General features: G+C 68.0%; 18 protein-coding genes. 5 read left to right on the plus strand and 13 right to left on the minus strand.

Annotated elements, in window-relative coordinates; genetic code table 11:
* Positions 1-16: 16 nt before the first annotated feature.
* From H536_RS0117340 to H536_RS0117395, 12 genes are all read right to left on the minus strand, one after another.
* Positions 17-3502 (minus strand): efflux RND transporter permease subunit, encoded by a 3486-nt coding sequence (locus tag H536_RS0117340; protein WP_024351669.1) that lies wholly within the window; start codon positions 3500-3502, stop codon positions 17-19.
* Entirely contained in the window at positions 3499-4683 is a 1185-nt protein-coding gene (locus H536_RS0117345) for an efflux RND transporter periplasmic adaptor subunit (protein WP_024351670.1), read from the minus strand. The genes H536_RS0117340 and H536_RS0117345 overlap by 4 nt, the downstream gene beginning before the upstream one ends.
* Positions 4684-4778: 95 nt before the next feature.
* Complete coding sequence (locus tag H536_RS0117350; RefSeq protein WP_244877518.1) at positions 4779-5420, minus strand: TetR/AcrR family transcriptional regulator; 642 nt, start codon at positions 5418-5420, stop codon at positions 4779-4781.
* A gap of 154 nt (positions 5421-5574) precedes the next feature.
* Positions 5575-7092, minus strand: coding sequence for a tripartite tricarboxylate transporter permease (locus H536_RS0117355; RefSeq protein WP_024351672.1), 1518 nt, complete (start codon positions 7090-7092; stop codon positions 5575-5577).
* A gap of 6 nt (positions 7093-7098) precedes the next feature.
* Positions 7099-7569, minus strand: coding sequence for a tripartite tricarboxylate transporter TctB family protein (locus H536_RS0117360; RefSeq protein ID WP_024351673.1), 471 nt, complete (start codon positions 7567-7569; stop codon positions 7099-7101).
* A gap of 227 nt (positions 7570-7796) precedes the next feature.
* Positions 7797-8777 (minus strand): Bug family tripartite tricarboxylate transporter substrate binding protein, encoded by a 981-nt coding sequence (locus H536_RS0117365; RefSeq protein ID WP_024351674.1) that lies wholly within the window; start codon positions 8775-8777, stop codon positions 7797-7799.
* Positions 8778-8962: 185 nt separating this feature from the next.
* Positions 8963-11815 carry an aminomethyl-transferring glycine dehydrogenase gene (gene gcvP / locus H536_RS0117370; protein WP_024351675.1) on the minus strand — a complete coding sequence of 951 codons (2853 nt, stop codon included), beginning with the start codon at positions 11813-11815 and terminating at the stop codon, positions 8963-8965.
* Between the two features lie 12 nt (positions 11816-11827).
* A complete protein-coding gene (gene gcvH / locus H536_RS0117375) occupies positions 11828-12190 on the minus strand; it encodes a glycine cleavage system protein GcvH (RefSeq protein WP_024351676.1) in 363 nt (120 codons plus the stop codon).
* A gap of 17 nt (positions 12191-12207) precedes the next feature.
* Positions 12208-13350 carry a glycine cleavage system aminomethyltransferase GcvT gene (gene gcvT / locus H536_RS0117380; protein ID WP_024351677.1) on the minus strand — a complete coding sequence of 381 codons (1143 nt, stop codon included), beginning with the start codon at positions 13348-13350 and terminating at the stop codon, positions 12208-12210.
* Positions 13351-13464: 114 nt separating this feature from the next.
* The gene (locus H536_RS0117385) at positions 13465-14790 is read right to left on the minus strand and encodes a TRAP transporter large permease (RefSeq protein WP_024351678.1); all 1326 of its coding nucleotides are present in this window, start codon (positions 14788-14790) and stop codon (positions 13465-13467) included.
* Positions 14783-15268 (minus strand): TRAP transporter small permease, encoded by a 486-nt coding sequence (locus tag H536_RS0117390; RefSeq protein WP_024351679.1) that lies wholly within the window; start codon positions 15266-15268, stop codon positions 14783-14785. Before H536_RS0117390 ends, H536_RS0117385 begins: the two co-directional genes overlap by 8 nt.
* Before the next feature lie 66 nt (positions 15269-15334).
* Positions 15335-16363 (minus strand): DctP family TRAP transporter solute-binding subunit, encoded by a 1029-nt coding sequence (locus H536_RS0117395; RefSeq protein ID WP_024351680.1) that lies wholly within the window; start codon positions 16361-16363, stop codon positions 15335-15337.
* A gap of 189 nt (positions 16364-16552) precedes the next feature.
* Here H536_RS0117395 and H536_RS0117400 point away from each other — a divergent pair, with 189 nt between their 5' ends.
* From H536_RS0117400 to H536_RS0117420, 5 genes are all read left to right on the plus strand, one after another.
* Positions 16553-17473 (plus strand): IclR family transcriptional regulator, encoded by a 921-nt coding sequence (locus tag H536_RS0117400; protein WP_024351681.1) that lies wholly within the window; start codon positions 16553-16555, stop codon positions 17471-17473.
* Positions 17470-18639 (plus strand): acetyl-CoA acetyltransferase, encoded by a 1170-nt coding sequence (locus H536_RS0117405; RefSeq protein ID WP_024351682.1) that lies wholly within the window; start codon positions 17470-17472, stop codon positions 18637-18639. Before H536_RS0117400 ends, H536_RS0117405 begins: the two co-directional genes overlap by 4 nt.
* Complete coding sequence (locus tag H536_RS0117410; RefSeq protein WP_024351683.1) at positions 18636-20267, plus strand: acyl-CoA synthetase; 1632 nt, start codon at positions 18636-18638, stop codon at positions 20265-20267. The genes H536_RS0117405 and H536_RS0117410 overlap by 4 nt, the downstream gene beginning before the upstream one ends.
* Before the next feature lie 49 nt (positions 20268-20316).
* Positions 20317-21192 carry a PCC domain-containing protein gene (locus H536_RS0117415; protein ID WP_024351684.1) on the plus strand — a complete coding sequence of 292 codons (876 nt, stop codon included), beginning with the start codon at positions 20317-20319 and terminating at the stop codon, positions 21190-21192.
* 198 nt (positions 21193-21390) lie between these two features.
* Positions 21391-22137: an endonuclease/exonuclease/phosphatase family protein gene (locus H536_RS0117420; protein ID WP_024351685.1), complete on the plus strand. Its 747-nt coding sequence runs from the start codon at positions 21391-21393 to the stop codon at positions 22135-22137.
* Here the strand turns inward: H536_RS0117420 and H536_RS0117425 are convergent.
* Entirely contained in the window at positions 22098-23165 is a 1068-nt protein-coding gene (locus H536_RS0117425; RefSeq protein ID WP_024351686.1) for a phospholipase D-like domain-containing protein, read from the minus strand. The genes H536_RS0117420 and H536_RS0117425 overlap by 40 nt on opposite strands.
* Positions 23166-23322: the final 157 nt, after the last annotated feature.

The following is a 23322-nucleotide window of genomic DNA, read 5'->3' on the forward strand; positions in this document are numbered from 1 at the left end:
GCCGCCGCCGCCGGGACTATTCGGCGGCGGGCTGCATCTTGGGCGCCGGCAGTTCGTCCTTGGCGCGCTGGGGGAATTCCGTCACCCGGCGCCAGGACGGCGCGTCCGGCTCATCTTGCGTCGCGTCCGCCGCGGCGGCACGGGCGGGGGCGGCCGGGACTTCGCCGGTCGCGTCACCGTCGTCGCTGGCATTCGGCCGCACCAGCCAGCGGAACAGCCGGCCGACCGTGTGGCTGAGATCGTCCATCAGCGTATAGAGCGACGGGATGAAGATCAGCGACAGGACGGTGGAGACCAGCAGGCCGCCGATCACCGCGATCGCCATGGGCGCGCGGAACTCGCCACCTTCGCCGGTCGCCATGGCCGCCGGCACCATGCCCGCCGCCATGGCCAGCGTGGTCATGATGATCGGACGGGCCCGCTTGCGGCCGGCGTCGATGATCGCCTCGGTCTGGGGCATGCCGTGCTTTTCCTGCTCGACGGCGAAATCCACCAGCATGATCGAGTTCTTGGTGACGATGCCCATCAGCATCAGGATGCCGATGACCACCGGCATGGAGATCGCCGTGTGGGTGAGGAGCAGGGCGCCGACGACGCCGCCGACCGACAACGGCAGCGAGGCGAGGATGGTCAGCGGCAGGAAGACGCTGCCGAACAGCAGGATCAGCACGACCAGCACCATCATGATGCCGGCGCTCATGGCCGAGGCGAAGCCGGCGAAGACCTCGCCCTGGATCTCGGCGTCGCCGACTTCCTGGATGCGCACGCCGGGCGGCAGGTTCTTCACCGCCGGCAGCGACATGATCCGCTCGCTGCCCTGGCCGATCTCGTAGCCGGGCGCCATCGAGGTGCCGACCTTCACCAGCCGCTCGCGGTCGTAGCGGTCGATGGTCGAGGGGCCCTGGCCGAAGCCGATATCGGCGACGCTGTCGAGCGGCACCGAGGCGCCGGTGCCGGTCGTCACCCGCAAATTGCGGATGGTCGACAGGTCCTGGCGGGCGCTTTCGCGCAGTTCCACCCGGATCGGCACCTGCCGCGTGCCGACATTGAACTTGGCGAGATTTGCCCCGACGTCGCCGATGGTGGCGACGCGCACCGTCTCGGAGATCGCGTCGGGTGCGATGGCGAGATCGGCGGCCTTGTCGAGCCGCGGCACGATGCGGATCTCGGGCCGGGCGAAGGACGCCATGGCCGACGGGTTGGCGAAGATCGGATCGCGCCGCATCTGGGCTTCGAGGTCGGCCGCGGCGGCGGACACCTTCGCGCCGTCGTCGCCCAGGATGCCGACGGAGAGTTCGCGCTCGCCGCGATCGTTGACGTAATAGGAGCGGATGTCGGGGATCGCCGCCAGCTTGGCGTCGATGATCGGCTCGAGCTGGGCCTGGCTGCGGGTGCGCTCGAACTTGCGCGTCAGGTTGATGGTCAGCGCGGCGCGGCGCACCTCCAGCGTGCCGGTCGGACTGGAGCCGCCGATCACCAGGACGCTGCGCACCTCCGGCAGTTCGCGGATCGAGGCGACGGCGTCGTCGGTGACGGCGCGGGTGGTTTCCAGCGTCGAGCCGGGCGGCAGTTCCAGTGACACGACGATGCGCGAGGCGTCTTCCTTGGGAATGAAGCCGGTGGGCAGATATTTCACCGCATCGATCGACAGGGCGAAGAGGCCGATGCCGACCGCCAGCGTGATCCAGCGCCAGCGCACGGTCACGCGCAGGAAGCGCGTATAGGCCCGCATCAACAGGCCGTCGCTCTGCTCGGTCGGGTGCGGCATGCCCAGATAGGCGAGGAGGATCGCCAGCCCCACGGCCCCGGCCATGACGAAGAGCGACAGTTCCGTCGCCTGATCGAAGCTCAGCGCCGGCACCATGGCGGCATAGGGGCCGAGTGCTCCGGTCACCGGATTGTCCGGTCCGGCCGAGGGCAGGAAGGCGATGGCGAAGAGCACGCCGATGGCAAGACCTGCCAGCGGTGCCAGCAGCATCAGCCGGCGGCGCAGCAGCCGCCCGAAGCTCGGCCCGCCGACAGCATGGGCGTGGAAGAAATAGGCCGCCAGCATCGGGGTGATAAGCCGGGCGACAAGCAGCGAGAAGAACACCGCCACCGCGACCGTCAGGCCGAACTGCTTGAAGTACTGGCCGGCAATGCCGCCCATGAAGCTCACCGGCGAGAACACGGCGATGATCGTCATGGTGATGGCGATGACGGCCAGGCCGATCTCGTCGGCCGCTTCCATGGCCGCGCGGTAGGGCTTCTTGCCCATGCCGATATGGCGCTCGATATTCTCGATCTCGACGATGGCGTCGTCGACGAGAATGCCGGTGACCAGCGTGATGGCGAGCAGGCTGACCAGATTGAGCGAGAAGCCCATCAGGTCCATCGCCCAGAAGGTGGGGATGGCGGCGAGCGGCAGGGTGATCGCCGCGACGGCCGTGGCGCGCCAGTCGCGCAGGAAGAGCAGCACCACGATGACCGCCAGGAGCGCGCCCTCGGCGAGGGTCTCCATGGCGGATTCGAAATTGCCGTAGGTGTAGGTGACGCTGTCGTCGATCTTGGAGAAGGTGACGTCCGGATTGGCCGCGGCGAGCTTGGCCACGGCCTCGGCGGCGCGGTCGGCGACGGTCGTGTCGCTGGCGCCCTTGGAGCGGTAGATCGAGAAGGCGACGACCGGCCGGCCGTCGAGCCGGGCGAAGGAGCGCGGCTTTTCCCAATTGTCGACGACCTCGCCGAGTTCGGCGAGGCGCACCTGCCGGCCGCCGCGCAGATAGATGCGCGTCTCGGCGAGCCCCTGCACCGTGTCGGCAGAAGAGAGGGTGCGGATCGCCTGTTCCTGGCCGCCGAATTCGCCGCGACCGCCCGACAGGTCGACATTGGTCGAGCGCAGCTGCCGGTTGACCTCGCCGGCGGTCACGCCGAGGGCGGCCAGCCGGTCGGGATCGAGCCGCACCTGGATCTCGCGCTCCACGCCGCCCATGCGCTCGACCCGGCCGACGCCGTTGAGGCCCTGCAAGGCGCGGATGACCACGTCGTCGACGAACCAGGACAATTGCTCCGGCGTCTTGCCGGGCGAGGCCGCCGCATAGGTGACGATCGACTGGTTCTCGACCTCGATGCGCTGGATGACCGGTTCGTCGATCGTCAGCGGCAGATCGGAGCGGATCTTGGCGACCGCGTCCTTGACGTCGTTGGTGGCGCGGTCGGTGTCGATCTCCAGCCGGAATTCGGCGGCCGTCACCGAGGAGCCGTCGGTAATGGTGGAGGTGACGTGCTTGACGCCGGAAATGCCGGCGATGGCATCCTCGACCTTCTTGGTGACCTGCGTCTCCAGTTCCGATGGCGCGGCGCCGGATTCGGTGATGGTGACGGCGACGACGGGCACGTCGATATTCGGAAAGCGCGTGATCGGCAGGCTGATGAAGCTGGAGATGCCCAGCGCCACCAGCACGAAGAACAGGAGGATCGGCGGGACCGGGTTGCGGATCGCCCAGGCGGAGAAGTTCCAGTTCATCCTTCGCCCTCCGCACTCTTCAGGGCGACGGCCGTCACCGCGTCGCCGTCGCGCACGAAGGTGCCGGCCAGCGCCACGACCTGGTCGCCGGCCTCGAGCCCTTCGAGGATCTCGGCGTCGCTGCCGGTGGTGATGCCCAGCGTGACCTCGCGGGTCTCGATGGTGCCGTCGCGCACCACCTGCACCACGGCCGTGTCGGCATCGGCGATGATCGCGGTGCGCGGAACGACGACGCCGGTGGAGCGGTCCGTCTCGACCACGCCGCGGGCAAAGCTGCCGGTGCGAAGCTCGGACGAGGCGGGCAAAGCGACCCGGATGCGGCCGAGCCGCGTCGTCGCGTCCACCATGGGCGAGACGAGGCGGATCTTGCCGGTGACCGGTTCGCCGCCGCCGGCCAGGGTGACCGTCACGGCCTGCCCTTCAGCCAGCCGGCGCAGCACGGTCTCGCCGACCTCGGCATCCAGCTCGATCTGACCGTCACGGGCGATCTCGAACAGGCTGCCGCTGGCCCCCGAGACGACGCTGCCGAGGCGGGCGGCCCGCGACAGGATCAGCCCGTCCGTGGGTGCCTTGATCTCGGCCTTCGCCTTGCGCAGTTCCAGTTCGCGCCGCTCGGCAAGGGTCAGCGCCCGGTCGGCCTCGGCGACGGCGACGCCCTGGCGGGCGCTGGCGAGCGCGGCGTCGGCGGATGCGGCGGCCGAGACGCGCTGGTCGAGGACGTCCTGGCCGACAATGCCCTTCTCTGCGAGCGGCCTCGTGCGGGCGAGGGCGGACTGGGCCTCGGTCGCGACGGACTCGGCTTCGGCGATGCGGCTCTTGGCCTGGGCGATCGCGGCATCGGCGCGGGCGGTCTGGGACTGGCTGCGGGCGAGGCCGATCTCGATCATGTCGGTGTCGAGCCGGGCGAGGACATCGCCGGCTGAAACGATATCGCCCTCGTCGGCCAGCAGCGCCTCGATCCGCAGGCCTTCGACGTCGCTGCCGACGACGACGGTCTCGCGCGGCCGCAACGTGCCGGTGACGGTGACGGTGGAGACGATCTCGCGGCGCTTCGCCTCGACGACGGAGACGCTGGGCGCCTGCAGCGCGGCGGTCGCGGCCGGCGCATCCTGGGCCATGGCGCTGGCCGGCATGGCTGCGACGGCGGCTGCCAGAAGAAGGGCGAGGGGACGCAGGGACATGGCAGGCCTCGATCTCTTGCGGGCCGGGCCCGCCTGATGGAACGTCCGTCGCCGACCATGTCGGGTCAGGTGACCGCCGCAGGGCGGCGCGGAATTCAAGCGGTGGCGGGTGGCCGGGGGGCCAGAAGGCCCTCCACGATGCGCCGCAGATACGGCTCGATGGTTTCGATGTCGAAGTCCTGTTCGATCTGCAGCCGCATCACCAGACCGTCGCCGACCGACAGGAGCACGGTGAGGACGACGCCCAGATCGATGTCGGCGGCGATCTCCCCGCGATCATGGGCCTGCTGCAGGGCTTCGCGAAAGGCCCGGCGCACCTCCAGCTCGATCTCGTGGAAACGCTTGCCGATGGTGGTGTTGCGGATGCTTTCCGAGCAGATCTCGACCATCAGCCCGCCGGTGTCGGGATCCAGCGTCTGGCGCAGATATTCCATCGCCACGGCGACGATGCGGTCGAAGATGCTGCCGGGGCCGCCGAGCAGCGCCATGCAATTGGCGGCGTTGCCCCGCTCTTCCTCGGCGATCGCCTCGATGATCGCGTCCTTGGACGGAAAATACCGGTAGAGCGCCCCGGGGCTCATCTTCGCCTCGGCGCAGATCTGCTGCATCGACGCGCCATGAAAGCCGGCCCGGGCGAAACAGGCCCGCGCGGCGGCCAGCACCTGAACGCGGCGCTGGTCCTGGGCCGTCATTGCGGAGCCGTCGGGCAGGGGGGTGGTCGCGGGCAAGGGCAGCATCCGGATCTGAGAGCGAACGATCGTTCTCATAGCTTCTGCTGCACTGCACGTAAAGTCGTTTGCCGGCGATGAATCGTCTGAATTCATCGCCGGCGTTCGTTACGCAAGCCTTATGATGGAGGGGCTCCGCGCCGCCGGCCTGCGCCGGAGGCGGTCAGTCGCCGGCCGCCGGTTCCGGCCGGGCGGATCCCTTTTTGCGTCGCATGAGCATCATCATGATCAGCGGCAGGCACCAGATCGCGATGGTGAACAGGCCGAGCCCGGCGGCGATGGGCCGCTCGAAGAAGGCCAGGAAACTGCCATCGGCCTTGATCATCGAGGTGATGAAGTTCTGCTCGAGCATCGGCCCGAGGACGAGGCCGAGGATCGCCGGGGCGATCGGGATGTCGTTCTCGTCCATCAGGAAGCCGAGGATGCCGAAGATCAGCATCAGGATGACGCCGAAGATCGAGTTGTTGATGGCGAAGGAGCCGACGATGCAGAACATCAGGATGATCGGCATCAGGACGCGTTCGGGGATCGACAGGATGGTGCCGGCCGACTTGATCGCCACCCAGCCCAGCGGCAGCATGATGATGTTGGCCAGGAAGAAGACGATGAACACCGCGTAGATTAGCTGCGGGTCGTTGATGAACACCGTCGGGCCCGGGTTGATGCCCTTGATGTAGAGGACGCCGATGACGATCGCGGTGATGGAATCGCCGGGAATGCCGAAGACGAGCGCCGGAATCCAGGCGCCGCTGACGGCACCGTTGTTGGAGGCGCCGGATTCCACGAGGCCTTCCACATGGCCGGTGCCGAATTTCTCCGGCGTCTTGGAGAAGCGCTTGCTGACGGCGTAGGAAATCCAGGCGGCGATGTCGGCGCCGGCGCCCGGAAGCGCGCCGATGGCCGTGCCGAACGCGCTGCCGCGAAACACCTGGACCGGGTAGCGCTTGAAGTTCTTCCACTGGCTGAGGAAGACGCCGTCGCCGCTGGACCGGGCGATGGCCGGCCGGGCGACCCGCGCCACGACCGAGCGCAGCACCTCGGATACGGCGAAGAGGCCGATCATGGCGGGAATGAACTGGACGCCGGCCAGAAGCTCGACATTGCCGAAGGTGTAGCGCGGCTCGCCGGCCGGATTGTCGATGCCGACGGTGGCGGCGAACAGGCCGATCAGCAGCGAGATGATGCCGCGGGTCACCGAGCCCGGCGACACGAAGATCGCGCAGGACAGGCCGAGCACGACCAGCCAGAAATACTCGAAGGAAGAGAATTTCAGCGCGACTTCCGCCAGCGCCGGCGAGGCGGTGACGAGGACGATGGTGCCGAAGATGCCGCCGATCGAGGAGAACACCAGGGCCGCGCCGAGGGCTTCCTCGGACCGGCCGGACCGCGTCATGCGGTAGGCGTCCTCCACATAGGCGGCGCTGGCAGGCGTGCCGGGCATGCGCAGCATGGCGCCGGGAATGTCACCGGCGAAGATCGCCATGGCCGTGGCGGTGACGATCGCCGCGATGGCGGGCACCGGATCCATGAAGAAGGTGATCGGCACCAGGAGCGCCGTCGCCATGGTCGCGGTCAGGCCGGGAATGGCGCCGACGAACATGCCGAAGCAGGCGGACCCCAGGATGACCAGGAGGACATAGGGCTGGAAGACGAGCCCGAGGGCTTCCACGATAACGGACATGATCGACTACCAGAGAAATCCGAGGGCGCTGCGCGGAAGCGGAACGAGCAGCAGGCGGCCGAAGGCCTGCTGAATGACAATGGTCGCCAGGAGCGACACGACGATCGCGGTCACCGGCCGGGTGCGCAGGGTGAGCATCAAGGTGAGGATCACCACGAAGGCGGTGGGCACGAAGCCGAGCGCCTTGGAAAACAGGATGTAGAAGAGGATGAGGCCCACCGCGACCGACAGGCCGATCAGCGACACCGGCGAACGGGCCCATTCGGCCAGCGCGAAGGCCGGCTGGTCGGTCCCGGCGATCACCGCCTTGCCGATCATGAACAGGCCGAGGCCCATCGCGACGAGGGCGATGGTGGTGGGCATGGTCTCGGCCCCGTAGGCCTGCCCCGGAATAGGCGAGAACTGCAGCGCGGAGAGGTAGATCCCGCCGCCGCACAGAAGCGCGAGAATGCCGAGGGAAAGATCGTTCAGTTTCATGGACGCGGTGACATCCTCGCCTCAGGGCCGTTCGGGAAATCGGACGGCGCCTGGCGCCGGTTCGAAGAGCGTCTCCCGCCGCGAAGGGCAGGGCAGAGGGCAGCATGTGGAGCGGTGCGGCGGGACGGCCGCGGTGGATGGCAGCCCGGCGGGCGCCGACGCGTCTGCCGGTCGCGGGTGCCCGAAAAGCAACGGCGACGCCCGAAGGCGCCGCCGCTGTCGTCCCGTTACTTGGCCAGACCGGCTTTCTTCATGACTTCGCCGAGGCTGGCGTCGTCGTCGGCGACGATCTTCGTCGCTTCCTCGCCGGCGGCCCAGCGCATGCCGAAGCCGCGGTCGTTCATGAAGGTCTGGTACTCGTCGCTGTTGTAGGCCTTCTCGATGGCCGCCGTCAGCTTGGACTTGACGTCGTCCGGCAGGCCGTCGGGGCCGACGACCGTGCGCCAGACCGCGAGGGTCCAGTCCGAGCCGGTGGCTTCCTTCAGGGTCGGCACGTCCGGGAAGGCTTCCTGGCGCTCGGCCGCCATGGTGGCCAGCGGACGCACGCGCTCGGCGTCGATCATCGAGCGGCCTTCGGCCAGCGACGACGGCACGATGTCCACGCCGCCGGCGACCATGTCGGTGATGCCCGGTGCCGCGCCCTGGCTCGGAACCCAGGTCACCTGATCGGGTGCGAGGTCTTCCGACAGGAGCCAGCCAGCGAGGCCGAGATGCCAAATGCCGCCCTGGCCGGTGCCGGAGCCCTTGAAGGTGCCCTTCGGCTCCGACTTGAGCGCCTCGAGCAGCTTCTCGAGGGAATCATATTCGGAATCGGCCGAGACCATGACGCCGCCCGGATCGGCATTGACCATGGCGAGGATGTCGAAATCCTCATAGGTCAGCTCGGTCAAGCCCTGCCAGTGCATCATGTCGATCTCGATCGTCATGATGCCCAGCGTATAGCCATCGGGCTCGGCATTGGCGATGGCGCTGTGGCCGACGACGCCCGAACCGCCGGTGCGGTTCACGACATTGACCGGAACGCCCAGCTCTTCCTGCAGCAGCGAGGCGAAGATGCGGCCCACGGCATCGGTGCCGCCGCCGGCGCCCCAGGGCACGATCATCTGGATCGGCCGGTCCGGATATTCCTGCGCGGTCGCAGCGCCGGCGCCGAGCAGCGTCGTGCCCATCAGGGCCGCGGCGAGGGTCATCAAGGTGCGTCTGTACATGGATCCTCCCAGATCAGTTGCGCGGCAGTACCGGATGGCTGCCCGCCAGAGGCAGGATGTCTGCCCCGTCTCCCCTTCTCGAAGCGCCGCCTTGCGGCGACGCCTCAACTCCGGCTGCGACTATCGGTGCCGCAACGCGCCATGTCAATGTATACGTTACGCCCTCGATGCCGGCCGCTCCTCCACTATTCGGCGGCTTCCTGGTAGGCCTCCATGGGCGGGCAGGAGCAGACGAGGTTGCGGTCGCCATAGACGTTGTCGACCCGGTTGACCGGCGCCCAGTACTTGTCGACCCGGAAGGCTCCGGGCGGGAAGCAGGCCTGCTCGCGGCTGTAGGGACGGTCCCAGTCGCCGACCAGATCCTCCACCGTGTGCGGGGCGTTCTTCAGCGGGTTGTTGTCGCGGTCGATCCGGCCTTCCTCGATGGCCCGCGCCTCCTCGCGGATCGCCAGCATGGCGTCGCAGAAGCGGTCGAGCTCGGCCTTGGGCTCGGATTCGGTCGGCTCGATCATCAGCGTGCCGGACACCGGCCAGCTCATGGTCGGGGCATGGAAACCGCAATCGACCAGCCGCTTGGCGACGTCGTCGACGGTGACCCCGGCGCTGTCCTGCAGGATCCGGGTGTCGATGATGCATTCATGCGCGACCCGGCCGTTCTTCGCCTTGTAGAGCACCGGATAGGCGTCCTGCAGGCGGCGGGCGATGTAGTTGGCGTTGAGGATCGCCACCTTGGTCGCCTGGGTCAGGCCGGCACCGCCCATCATCAGGCAGTAGCTCCAGGAGATCGGCAGTATCGAGGGCGAGCCGAAGGGCGCTGCCGAGACCGGGCCGGCCTCGCCGCCGGTCTGCGGGTGGCCCGGCAGATGCGGCGCCAGATGCGACTTGACCGCGATCGGCCCCATGCCTGGACCGCCGCCGCCATGGGGGATGCAGAAGGTCTTGTGCAGGTTGAGGTGGCAGACGTCGGCGCCGATGTCGCCGGGCCGGGCGAGGCCGACCAGCGCGTTCATGTTGGCGCCATCGAGATAGACCTGGCCGCCATGGGCGTGGACGATGTCGCACAGCTCGGCGACGCTCGCCTCGAACACGCCGTGGGTCGAGGGATAGGTGATCATGCAGGCGGCGAGATTGTCCGCATGCTTCTCCGCCTTGGCGCGGAAATCCTCGACGTCGATGTCGCCGTTCTCGGCCGAGCGTACCGGCACGACCTTCATGCCGGCCATCTGCGCCGAGGCCGGATTGGTGCCATGGGCCGAGGTCGGGATCAGGCAGATGTCGCGGTGTGTGTCGCCGCGCCCGTGGTGATAGGCGCGGATGGTCAGGAGCCCGGCATATTCGCCCTGCGCGCCGGAATTGGGCTGCATCGACACGGCGTCGAAGCCGGTGATGACGCAGAGCTTGGCCGACAGGTCGTCGATCAGCGCCTTGTAGCCGAGCGCCTGGTCCTGCGGCACGAAGGGATGCAGCTCGGCGAATTCCGGCCAGGTGATGGGCAGCATCTCCGCCGTGGCGTTGAGCTTCATCGTGCAGGAGCCGAGCGGGATCATCGAGCGGTCCAGCGCCAGATCCCGGTCGGAGAGCCGGCGCATGTAGCGGGTCATCTCGCTCTCGGCCCGGTTCATGTGGAAGACCGGATGGGTCATGTAGTCGCTGGTGCGCAGCATGCCGTCGGGCAGCCGGTAGCCCATCTCGAAATCCTCGGCTGCGAAATCGCCGCCGAAGGCCCGCCAGACCGCCTCGATATTGCCCGGACGGGTGCGCTCGTCGATGCTGATGCCGATGCGGTCGTCGCCGATCTTGCGCAGGTTCACGCCGCCGGCCACCGCCGCGTCGAGGATCACCCGCTGCAGCCGGCCGACCTCGACGGTGATCGTGTCGAAGAAGGCATCCGGCTCGATGGTGTAGCCGAGTTTCTCCAGGCCGGTGGCGAGCAGCGCGGCGCGCTGATGCACGCGCTGCGCGATCGCCTTGATGCCGGTCGGGCCGTGGAAGACGCCGTACATGGAGGCCATGACGGCGAGCAGCACCTGGGCGGTGCAGATGTTCGACGTCGCCTTCTCGCGGCGGATGTGCTGCTCGCGGGTCTGCAGGGCCAGACGGTAGGCGCGGTTGCCGCGCGAATCCACCGACACGCCGACGATGCGGCCGGGCATGGCGCGCTTGTGGGCGTCCTTGACCGCCATGTAGGCGGCATGCGGGCCGCCGTAGCCCATCGGCACGCCGAAGCGCTGCATGGAGCCGACGGCGATGTCGGCGCCCATGTCGCCTGGCGTCTTGAGGAGGGCCAGCGCCAGCGGATCGGCGGCGACGATGGCGAGCGCATTCTCGGCGTGGAGCGCGGAGAAGGTCGCGGTGAAGTCGTGGACGTGGCCGTAGGTGCCCGGATACTGGACGATGGCGCCGAAGACGTCCGAGGCGACCAGATCTGTCATCGGGTCGCCGACCACCACCGACAGGCCGAGCGGCTCGGCGCGGGTGCGGATGACGCCGATGGTCTGGGGATGGCAGTCGGCATCGACGAAGAAGACGTCGCGCTTCGACTTGGAGACCCGATGGGCCATGGCCATCGCCTCGGCCGCGGCCGTTGCCTCGTCGAGGAGCGAGCTGCTGGCGATGTCGAGGCCGGTGAGGTCGCAGATCATCGTCTGGAAGTTCAGCAGCGCCTCGAGCCGGCCCTGGCTGATCTCCGGCTGGTAGGGCGTATAGGCCGTGTACCAGGCCGGGTTCTCCAGGATGTTGCGCTGGATGACCGGCGGCGTGATCGTGCCGTAATAGCCCTGGCCGATCAGCGAGACGAGCTTGACGTTCATGTCGGCGGTCTCGCGCAGCGCGTCGAGGGCCTGGCGCTCGGTCATCGGCGTGCCCCAGTCCAGGGGCTCGGCCTGCCGGATCGAGGCCGGGACGGTCTGGTCGATCAGCGCATCTAGGCTGTCGACGCCGAGCAGGGCGAGCATTTCGTCCATCTCGGCGGGAGACGGGCCGATATGGCGCCGATTGGCGAAATCATACGGATCGTAGTCGGTGAATTCGGTGCCCATGCTGTTCAGTCCTTACCCGACCATCGCCTTGTAGGCGGCCTCGTCCATGAGCGCCTCGGCGGCGGAGGGATCGGACAGCTTCATCTTGAAGAACCAGCCGGCCTCCTGCGGGTCGTTGTTGACGATGGAGGGGTCGTCGGCGATCGCCTGGTTGACCTCGGTGATCTCGCCGTCGAGGGGCGCGTAGATCTCGGAGGCCGCCTTGACCGATTCCACCACGGCGGCGTCGTCACCCTTGGCGAAGCTGGCGCCGACCGCCGGCAGTTCGACGAAGACGAGGTCGCCGAGCTGGGTGGTGGCGTGTTCGGTGATGCCGACCGTCGCGGTGTCGCCGTCGATCTGCAGCCACTCGTGTTCCTCGGTGAACTTCAACATGTAAACGTCCTCTCGCTTCAGCGGCGCTTGTAGCCGGGTGTGACGAAGGGCAGGGGGGTGACGGTCACGGCCAGCCGCTTGCCACGGACTTCCGCAAAAAGCCGGGTGCCCGATCCGGCCAGTTCGGCCGGAACGTAACCCATGGCGACCGGCGCCTCCAGTGTCGGACCGAAACCACCGGAGGTGACGGTGCCGACCGGTGCGCCGCCCTCGGCCTCGGCGAACAGGCTGGTGCCGCCGCGTACGGGGGCCCGGCCTTCCGGCAACAGGCCGACGCGGCGCCGGGTCGCACCCTCGGCAAGCTGTTTCAGGACGATGTCGGCACCGGGAAAACCGCCCTCGCGGTCGCCGCCGGCCTTGCGGACCTTCTGCATCGACCATTCCAGCGCGCCCTCTACCGGGGTCGTCGTCGTGTCGATGTCGTTGCCATAGAGGCAGAGCCCGGCTTCCAGGCGCAGCGAGTCGCGGGCGCCAAGGCCGATCGGCTCCACCGTCTCCAGCGCCAGCAGGCCTTTCGCCAGCTTCTCGGCGGCGTCGGCGGGAACCGAGATCTCGTAGCCGTCCTCGCCGGTATAGCCGGAGCGCGAGACGATGCAGGCGGCGCCGAGAAGGTCGAGCGCCCGCACGTCCATGAAGCGCATCTCGGCGACGGCCGGGTTCAGCGTGGCAAGGGCGGCCTCGGCGGCCGGCCCCTGCAGGGCCAGAAGCGCGCGGTCGGTCAGGGGCTCGACCTCGCACGTATCGTCGAGCCCGGCGCGCAGATGGGCGATGTCCTGCTCCTTGCAGGCGGCGTTGACCACCAGGAAGAGATGGTCGCCGCGATTGGCGATCATCAGATCGTCGAGAATGCCGCCGTCGGAACCGGTGAAGACGGCATAGCGCTGGCGGCCCTCCTTCAATCCGGCGACATCGACGGGCACCAGCGTTTCCAATGCCAGCGCGGCGTCGGCGAGATCGCCCGATTTCGGCCGGATCGCCACCTGGCCCATATGCGAGACGTCGAACAGGCCGGCGGCGGCGCGGGTATGGAGATGCTCCTTCATGACGCCGGCGGAATATTGCACCGGCATGGAATAGCCGGCGAAGGGCACCATCCGGGCGCCGAGCGCCACATGCAGGGCGTCGAGCGGCGTCGTGTGCAGGGCGTTGGTCTCGGCCAAGGGTAAGCTCCTCTTCAGGGCGCCGGCTGGGAGGCGGGCGCCGTCGCGCGCGACGATAGCGATCTTCGCTGCGCCCGTCATCGGCAGCCGCACCGTTCCCACGTTGCCCGGCGCTCAGCCCATGAAGGCCGTGAGAATCCGCGACAGGCCGGGGAAGGCGGCGACGAGGGCAAGGCCGACGAGGCTGGTCAACAGGAAGGGGATCGCCCCCAACGCGATCTTTTCCAGCGACAGGCGGGTGATGTTGGCGGCGACGAAGAGGTTGATGCCGACGGGCGGCGTGAACAGGCCGATGGCCAGATTGACCATCAGGAGAACGCCGAACCACACCGGGTCCCAGCCGAGTTCGCGCACCACCGGCAGGAAGATCGGCAGGGTGATGAACATGATGGTGATGGCATCCATGAACATGCCGGCGACCAGCACCACCGCCATGATGACGAAGAGGATCACCCACTGGTTGTCGCTGAGGCCCAGCAGCACCGAGGAATACTTGCCGACGAGGTCGTCGACGGTGACCACCCAGCCGAACAGGCTGGCGAAGGCGACGACCAGCATGACCACGGCCGAGGAGGAACTGGCTTCGACGAGCGCCGCGTAGAGGGTGCGCCAGGTCAGGGTGCGATAGACGAACAGGCCGACGAGAAGCGCATAGACCGTGGCGACGATCGCCGCCTCGGTCGGGGTGAAGACGCCGGCATAGATGCCGCCGAGAATGACCACCGGGGTCAGCAGGCCCCAGAAGGCATCGACGAAGGAGCGTGCCAGCCGCTCGCCATAGGGGCGGTCGGCATAGGGCGGCGGGACCAGCGAGGCGAGGCCGGCGCCGGACCGGGCGGCCGTGCGGGCGCGGTCGGCGAAGGGCAGGGTCAGCAGCATCAGCGCGCCCATGACCATGCCCGGGACGATCGCTGCGATGAAGAGTTCGGCGATTGAGGTTTCGGCGATGACGCCGTAGATCACGAGGCCGATCGAGGGCGGAATGACGATCGACAGGGCCGCGCCGGTGCACACCAGCGCCGCCGCGAAGGGCCGCGGATAGCCGTCCTCGGCCATGCCCTTGATGATCAGCGGACCGATGGCGGCGACGGAGGCGGGGCCGGAGCCGCTGACGGCGCCCCAGAACAGGCAGACCACCGTGCCGACGATGCCCATGCCCCCCGGCAGCGAACCGACCAGCACGCGGAAGAAGCGGATCATCCGTTCGGCGATGCCGACCGTGCCCATCAGCGTGCCGGCGAGGATGAAGAAGGGGATCGCCAGCAGCGAGAATTTCGAGATGCCGCTGGCCAGGAGATCGCCGACGAGATCGAGGCCGAAGCCGATCGCCCACATGGCGTAGAGCGAGGACAGGCCGAGCGCGAAGGCGACCGGCACGCGCAGGAACAGAAGGACGAAGAACAGGAGCACCATCTGGGTGCCCGGATCGAGATCAGGCATGCCGCTCGTCCCCGGCGCGCAAGGCGCGGTCGAAGCCCAGCGTGTGCTGGACGAGGCGCAGGGCGATCAGCAGGAAACCCAGCGGCAGGCCGAGCGTGTAGTACCAGGCCGGGACCTGCAGGCCGGGCGAGGTGACGCCGCTGGCATATTGATGCGCGACGAGGCCGTAGCAGTACCAGGCCGACAGGCAGAGCAGGAAGACCGAGAGGCTGGTGGAAAGCCACAGGCCGACGCGGCGCCCGGCCGGCGGCAAAAGGTCTGCAAACAGGGTGACGGCCAGATGCTCGCCGCGGCGGGCGGCGATGGCGGCCCCGAAGATGGTCAGCAGGAGAAATCCGTTGAGGAGGATCTCCTGGGTAGCGGCGAAGGAATAGCTGGTCAGATAGCGCACGACCACGTTGAGAAAGCCGATCCCGGTCATCACCAGGAAGATCACCGCGCAGACGATCTTCTCCGCATCCTCCAGAACTGCGCGCATCGACATATCCAACTGGCCGGCAGGGTGGGACGGGCGGCGTTCCAAAGAACGCCGCCCTTCAGGCGATCAGTTCGCGGGCTTGGCGGCGTCGCCGCCGGAGTTCGCAACGGTGTCTTCGAACAGCGCCACCAGCTCCGGGCCGACCTTGGCGGCCCAGGTGTCGTAGGCCGACTTGGTCGCCTGGCGGAAGGCGTCGATCTCCTCGGCGTTCGCCTCGTAGACCTCCATGCCCTTTTCCTTCAGGAACTCGATACCCGAGGCGGTATCCTCGCGGGTGATATTCTTCTGGTAGGCCATCGCCTCCTCGGCGGCGGCGCGGACCATCTCCTGGCGCTCGGCGTCCCAGCTGTCCCAGAGCTTCTGGCTGACGCCGACGAAGATCGGATCGTAGGAATAGTGCCAGGGGGTGATGTACTTCTGTACCTCGTAGACGCGCTGCGGGATGATCACCGCGCCGATCGGGTTCTCCTGGCCGTCGACGACGCCCTGCTGCAGGGCCGAGAAGGTCTCGGTCCACTGCATCTGCTGCGGGTTGGCGCCCAGCGCGTTCATCACGTCGATATACATCGGGCCGGCGACGCGCATCTTCAGGCCCTTGAGGTCGTCCGGCGTCTTGATCGGATGGACGTTGTTGGTCACCTCGCGGAAGCCGTTCTCGCCCCAGGCGAGGACCACGATGCCGTGGCCGGCCATGATCTCTTCCATGCGGTCGCCGGGCGCGCCCGACGTGGTGGCGTCGACGTCGTCATAGTCGGTGTAGAGATAGGGCAGCGAGAACACCGCCATCTCGGGCACCAGCGGGGTGACGTTGATCGCCGAGGTGACGACGAAGTCGAGGGCGCCGCGGCCGACCATCTCGGCCTGCTTCATCTGGTCGCCGCCGGTCAGCTGGGCGTTCGGGAAGATGCGGATGTCGAGTTCGCCGCCGCTCTTTTCCTGGAGCAGCTCGTTGAACTTCTCGGCGCCCTTCTGCCAGGTCGTGGTGTCGTTGGTGTTGTGCGACAGGCGCAGCGTCTCGGCCAAGGCCGGCGTCAACTGCAGGGCGGCAAGCGTGGTGGCGATGGCCGTTGCGGCCAGGAGTCTGGCGAATTTCAAGGTCGGTCCTCCCCGATCGAATGAAGTCAAAGGCCGGCTCAACCTCCCGAGCATCCACATGGTGGACCATCGACCTTGTAAGCGGGGCAAACATTGCCAGCATGCCGGACCGCTTGCAACCGGATATCCTTTGCTCGACAATGTGCCGTGAGAAACAGCATCCATAATGTGGACATCGGGGAGGCGCGATTGGGTGGAGATCAACCCGTCGCACGCGAGATCGGCGGAGCCCAGAGCGTCGACCGGGCGCTGGCGCTCCTGTCGCTGATCAGCCGGCACGCCGGCGGCGTGTCGCTCTCCACCGTGGTCGAGGAAAGCGGTCTCAACCGCGCCACGGCGCGGCGGCTCCTCCTTGCGCTGATGCGCTCGCGTCTCGTCGAGCAGGAACCGGTCAGCCGGCGCTACCATCTCGGCGAGGAGGCGTTCGTTCTCGGCGTTCTGGCCTCGCGCCGCTACGGCCTTCTCGATGTCGCGATGGAAAGCCTCATCGCCCTGTCGGCACGCAGCGGCGACACGAGTTTCCTGTCGGTGCGGCGCGACGCCTTCGCGGTCTGCCTGCACCGCGAGGAGGGCGCCTATCCGATCCGCACGCATGCGCTGGAGGTCGGCGACCGCCATCCGCTCGGCGTCGGCGGCGGATCGCTGGCGATCCTGGCAACGCTGCCGGACGCCGAGATCGAGCGGGTGCTGGCGGCCAATCGCGAGATCATGGCGGCGGGCTATCCGCTCTATTCGCCGGAGATCATCCGCGAGCATGTGGCGCTGACCCGAGCGCGCGGTTTCGCGGTCAATCCGGGGCTGGTGCTGCCGAACTCCTGGGCCATCGCGAAGGTGGTGCATTATCCCGACGGTCGGGTCGCCGGCGCGCTCAGCCTCTCGGCGATCGACAGCCGCATGGGCGAGACCCGGCAAGGCGAGCTGGCCTCCCTCATCGAGCACGAGGTCAAGGCCGTCGAAGCCCGGTTGCGCCAGATGTTCGCGCCCGACGGCCCGCGACAGGACAACATGAGACCGCAGACGAGGCCGCCGGCGGACAAGCGCGCCGCACCAACCGGCCCCGCAAGCGGACAGGCCGCTTCACGGTTCGAACTCGAAAGGATCAGGCAATGAGCAAGGCACAGATGGTCGGCTGGTCGCACAGCCATTTCGGCAAGTCCGAGGCGCCGACGACCCAGGCGCTGATGGGCGAGGTCGTCGCCCCGGCGCTGGAGCATGCCGGGATCGGCGCCGAAAGCGTCGACGGCGTCTTCGTCGGTGTCATGAACAACGGCTTCTCCAAGCAGGACTTCCAGGGCGCCCTCGTCGGCATGGCCCATGAGGGGCTCGGCATGGTGCCGGCGGTGCGGATGGAAAACGCCTGCGCCACCGGCTCGGCGGCGCTCTACAGCGCCATCGACTTCATCGAATCCGGCCGCGGGCGGATCGCGCTGGTGGTCGGCGCCGAGAAGATGACGGCGATCCCGACGGTCCAGACCGGCGACATCCTGCTGGGCGCGAGCTACCGCGAGGAGGAGGCCGAGGTGGAAGGGGGCTTTGCCGGCCTTTTCGGGCGGATCGCCCAGCAATATTTCCAGAAATACGGCGACCGCTCCGAGGAACTGGCGATGATCGCCGCCAAGAACCACAAGAACGGCATGGCCAATCCCTACGCCCACATGCGCAAGGATTTCGGCTTCGACTTCTGCAACATCATCTCCGACAAGAACCCCTATGTCGCCGCACCGCTGCGGCGCACCGACTGTTCGCTGATCTCCGACGGCGCGGCGGCGATCGTTCTGGCCGACGAGGAGACGGCGGCCGGCCTCGAGCGGGCGATCGCCTTCCGCTCGCGCCGCCACATGAACGACGTCCTGGCGCTCAGCCGCCGCGACGTGACCGAGTTCGCCGGGGCGCGCCGGGCCTGGTCCCGGGCACTGGAGGATGGCGGCGTGTCGCTGGACGATCTCGACTTCGTCGAGACCCATGACTGCTTCACCATCGCCGAGATGATCGAATACGAGGCCATGGGCCTCGCCCAGCCGGGCCAGGGCTACCGGGTGATCCGCGACGGCGTGTCGGCCAAGGACGGCCGGCTGCCGGTGAACCCGTCGGGCGGTCTGAAATCGAAGGGCCATCCGATCGGCGCCACCGGCGTCTCGATGCATGTGATGGCGGCGATGCAGCTGATGGGCGAGGCCGGCGACATGCAGGTGCCGGAAGCGACGATGGCCGGCGTCTTCAACATGGGCGGTGCCGCGGTCGCCAATTACGTCTCCATCCTGGAGCGTGCCAAGTGACGACAGGCGTCCTGACGGGCGACCCGAAGGGCGGCGTCGCGCCGCAATCGACGCGGGTCGCCAATCTCGCGCATTTCCTGACGCGGGCCGCCCGCCGCCTCGGCGGCGAGGTCGGCCTCGTCTGGGGCGAGACGGAATGGAACTGGGCGGAGATCGACGCGCGGGCCTCGGCCATGGCGGCGGCGCTGCGCGATCGCTACGGCGTATCGAAGGGCGACCGGATCCTGGTGCAGTCGCAGAACTGCAACCAGATGTTCGAATCCATGTTCGCCTGCTTTCGCCTCGGCGCGGTCTGGGTGCCGACGAATTTCCGCCAGACGCCGGACGAGGTCGCCTATCTCGCCAGGGCCAGCGGCGCGACGGGGATGATCTGCAACGCCGCCTTTCCCGATCATGCCGAAGCCTGCCGGGCGGCCTGTCCCGATCTCGGCTTCGTGGTGGCGATCGGTGCGGCCGCATTCGGCGAGGATTACGACACGCTCGTCGCCGCCCATCGCGGGGTCGTGGTGGCGAATGCTTCGGTCGATCGCGACGATCCCTGCTGGTTCTTCTTCACCTCGGGCACGACGGGCCGGCCGAAGGCGGCGGTGCTGACCCACGGCCAGATGTCCTTCGTGGCGACCAACCATCTCTGCGATCTGATGCCCGGGACCGGGCCGCGCGATGCCTCGCTGGTGGTCGCGCCGCTGTCGCACGGCGCGGGTGTCCATCAGCTGACGCAGGTCGCGGCGGGGGCGAAGACGATCCTGATGCCCACCGAGCGCTTCGACATCGCCGCCGCCTGGCGCCTCGTCCAGGAATGGCGTGTGACGAACATGTTCACCGTGCCGACCATTCTGAAGATGCTGGTCGAGCATCCGGCGGCCGCCGAATACGACCATTCCTCGCTGCGCCACGTGATCTATGCCGGTGCGCCCATGTACCGCGCCGACCAGAAGCGGGCGCTGGAGACGCTCGGCCCGGTGATCGTGCAGTATTTCGGGCTGGGCGAGGTGACCGGCAACATCACCGTCCTGCCGGCCCATGAGCATTCGGCCGACGACGCGGCAGCGCGCATCGGCAGCTGCGGCTACGAGCGCACCGGCATGGCGATCTCGATCCAGGACGAGGCGGGCACCGAACTCGGACCGAACGAGACCGGCGAGATCTGCGTCACCGGCCCTGCTGTCTTTGCGGGCTATTACGACAATCCGGACGCCAATGCGAAGGCGTTTCGCAATGGCTGGTTCCGCACCGGCGATCTCGGCCATCTCGATGCCGAGGGCTATCTGTCGATCACCGGCCGCGCCTCGGACATGTATATTTCCGGCGGCTCCAACGTCTATCCGCGCGAGATCGAGGAGAAGATCCTCACCCATCCGAAGATCAGCGAGGTCGCGGTTCTCGGCGTGCCCGACCCGGTCTGGGGCGAGGTCGGCATCGCGGTCTGCGTGACTGTTGCCGGCGAAAGCGTCGGCGAGGCCGAGCTTGGGACATTCCTCGACGGCAAGATGTCGCGCTACAAGCTGCCCAAGCGCTTCGTCTTCGTCGACGAAATGCCGAAATCGGCCTATGGCAAGATCACCAAGAAGCTGGTGCGCCAGGCGCTGGAAGAGCGCGGGCTTCTGGACGGCGAGCGCGCGGTGTGAGCATCGGGCCGGCCATCCTTCCGGCGATGTCCTCGCGAACGGAATTGTCGTGACGGCGCCCCGGCGGATCGTTCATCCGGGCCCGGACGCGGAAGAGCGATCCTGCGTCGCGTCGGCGCGCGCGGTGCCGCTCGACTTCACCGTGCCGGCCGGTGAGATCGTCAATGCCGGGATCGCCGAGGGGCTTGCTGCGGCAGGCTGCGACGGCGCCTGGGTCGATTTGTCCGACGGTCGCTTCGCGCCGTTTCGCTACGTGATGCCCGCAGGCTCGCCCGGCCCGAGCCACGCAGCCTGGTACAGCGAGACCTTCGCGCCGGAGGGCATCGTCACCGTCGAGGCGGCCGGCGCCATCGTCGGCTGGCGCGACGGCGAACCCTTCCTCCACTGCCACGGCATCTGGACCGATCCGGCCGGCGACCGGGCGATGGGGCACATGCTGCCGCTCGACACCCGCACGGCCGAGCCGCTGCATGTCCGCGGCACAGGACTCGTCGGTGCCAGCTTTGTCGCGCGGCACGACGCCGAGACCAATTTCACCCTCTTCGCTGCCGAAACGATGCCGCGCGACGGCGTGTCCGGATCCGCTACCGGCGACGGTACCCGCGCGCTGGCCGTCACGCTGCGGCCCAATCAGGACGTGGGCACCGCCATCGCGGCAATCTGCGCGGAACGCGGGATCACCGACGCGCGTCTCTTCGGCATCGGCAGCCTCAACGGCGGGCGCTTCACGAACGGGCCAGCGATGGATTCCTATGCGTCGGAATTGCTGATCCGCGACGGCCGGATCGAAGTGGGCACGTCCGAGCCGCGGCTCGACGTCAGCGTGGTGGCGATGGACGGCACGATCTTCGAGGGTCGGCTCGTCCATGGCGACAATCCGGTCTGCGTGACCTTCGAACTGGTGATCCTGCCTCTCGCCGTGTGAGACGCATGGCGCATCGCGCCGGGCAGGAAGCTGCGCCGCCGATGGATCGAACGCGCCGCTGGTTCATTTTCCCGGTCGTGACAGCGGCGTTGCCGCGGCCGGATGATCCCGCATCCCGGCGCGTTCCTTGAGGGGCGGTCATTGCGGAGAGCGCGGACAGGGGCAATGATCCCGGCTCCGGCTTGGGAACGAGGTCTCATGTTTCGTGTCGCGTCCTACAATATCCGCAAGAGCGTCGGCACCGACTGGCGCCGGCGGCCGAAGCAGATTCTCGACGTCCTCACCGAACTCGATGCCGATATCGTCGCGTTGCAGGAGGTCGATCGCCGGCTCGGCGACCGGCTGTCGTCCCTGTCGCCCGGCCTGATCGCGGAGATGACGCATTTCCGCCCGATCCGCTTCGGCGTGCGGCCGGGCAGTCTCGGCTGGCACGGCAACACGATCCTGGTGCGCAAGGACGTCGAATTGCTGCGCCGCAAGCGTCTGGTGCTGCCGGCGCTGGAGCCGCGCGGCGCGGCGCTGGCCGACCTGCAGATCGGCGATCTGAAGATCCGCGTCGTCGGCATGCATCTCGGCCTTGTCGGGCTGTGGCGCAAGCGGCAGGCCCGCGCCGTGCTCGACCAGTTGGCGAGCCTCGAAGAACCGCTGCCGACGGTGATGATGGGCGATCTCAACCAGTGGAACACCGAGGGTGGATGTCTCGCCCATTTCGCCGAGGACCATCACGTCATCGCGCCAGGCCTCAGCTTCCACTCGCAGATGCCCTTCGTCTCCTTCGACCGGATCATCACCAGCCTCGACATCCATGTGGATGCGGCCGCGGTGCACAGCTCAGAGCGGGCGCGGCTCGCCTCGGACCATCTGCCGGTCTGGGCCGACCTGTCGCTGATGGGCGCCGACGGCGATCAGAAGCGGCGGGACGTGGCGATGTCGCACGCATACTGATCGGCAAGGACCGCGCGGAAGGCCGGCGACGTCGTGGCGAGGCCGTTCTCGACATTCAGGCCGATGCTCAGCATGTCGAGATTGAAGCTGCTGACCATGCTCCAGTCGTCGATGATCGCCAGCTTGGCGTGCATCATGCCCGGCAGATAGCCGTGAACCTCGACCCCGCGTCGGGCAAGCGCGGCGGCGAAACGCTGCGAGACGAGATCGATGGCCGGATGGTCGCTGACGGCCGGCAGCAGCAGGCGGACGCGCACGCCGCGCTGCCTTGCGCCGGTGAGCGCCGACCAGATCTTCCGGTACGGAAACAGATAGGGCGTCGCGAGATCGATGGACGTTTCGGCGTCGCGCAGCCGGCTCAGCAATGCCTGGTAGATCTGCTGGCGGGCCGGCCGCACCGGATCGCTGGTCAAATAGTTCCAGTGGCCGGCGCCGCAGGTCGCTTCCGCCGACTGGCTGCGGCTCCGGCGGGCCGAGATGCCGTTGGCATAGGCCCAGGCGGTCTCGAAGGCGGCGAGGGCCGCCGGCACGATCGGCCCTTCGATGCGCACCATCGTGTCGCGCCAGTCCGCCATGCGGTCGGAATAGCAGGCGCCGCCGGCCATCATCCGGCGCCCGTCGGCGATGACCGACTTGCGGTGCAGGCGGTGCATGCCGCTGATCGGATTGCGCAGAAGCCGGCTCAGCGGATTGTAGCGGACGAGTTCACCGCCGGCCTGCCGGAACGCGGCGCCCGCCGGGCTCCGGGCCAGCTCGGCGCTGCCGAAGGCATCGACGAGCAGGCGGACATGGACGCCGCGCCGGGCGGCCTTGGTCAGGACATCCATCAGCCGGGTGCCGATGATGTCCGCTGCGAAGATGTACTGCTCGATCGCAAGGCTCGTGCGGGCGCCGTCGCACAGCTCCAGCACCGCCGGCCAGATGGTTTCGTTGTAATGGAAAATCTGCCACTGCGACGGCCCGGCCGGCACGGGCGCGATGGGCGTGGCCTGCGGAATCTCGGGGTTGGTGCAACTCATCTCAACCATTCACGGACCCATGCCCGGTTTCGTCCTTCGCATCCAACTGTCCGCAACAGGATGGCCGGGCGAAGGTTGCGCCACGACGGCAGCTTTTCCGCAATATCCGGCTGCTGGTCAGAGGAGCGGCCCGCCATCGGTTACGGGCCCGTATGCTCATGTCGCC

It is taken from the genome of Aurantimonas coralicida DSM 14790 (assembly GCF_000421645.1).
GTDB classification, from domain to species: Bacteria; Pseudomonadota; Alphaproteobacteria; order Rhizobiales; family Rhizobiaceae; genus Aurantimonas; species Aurantimonas coralicida.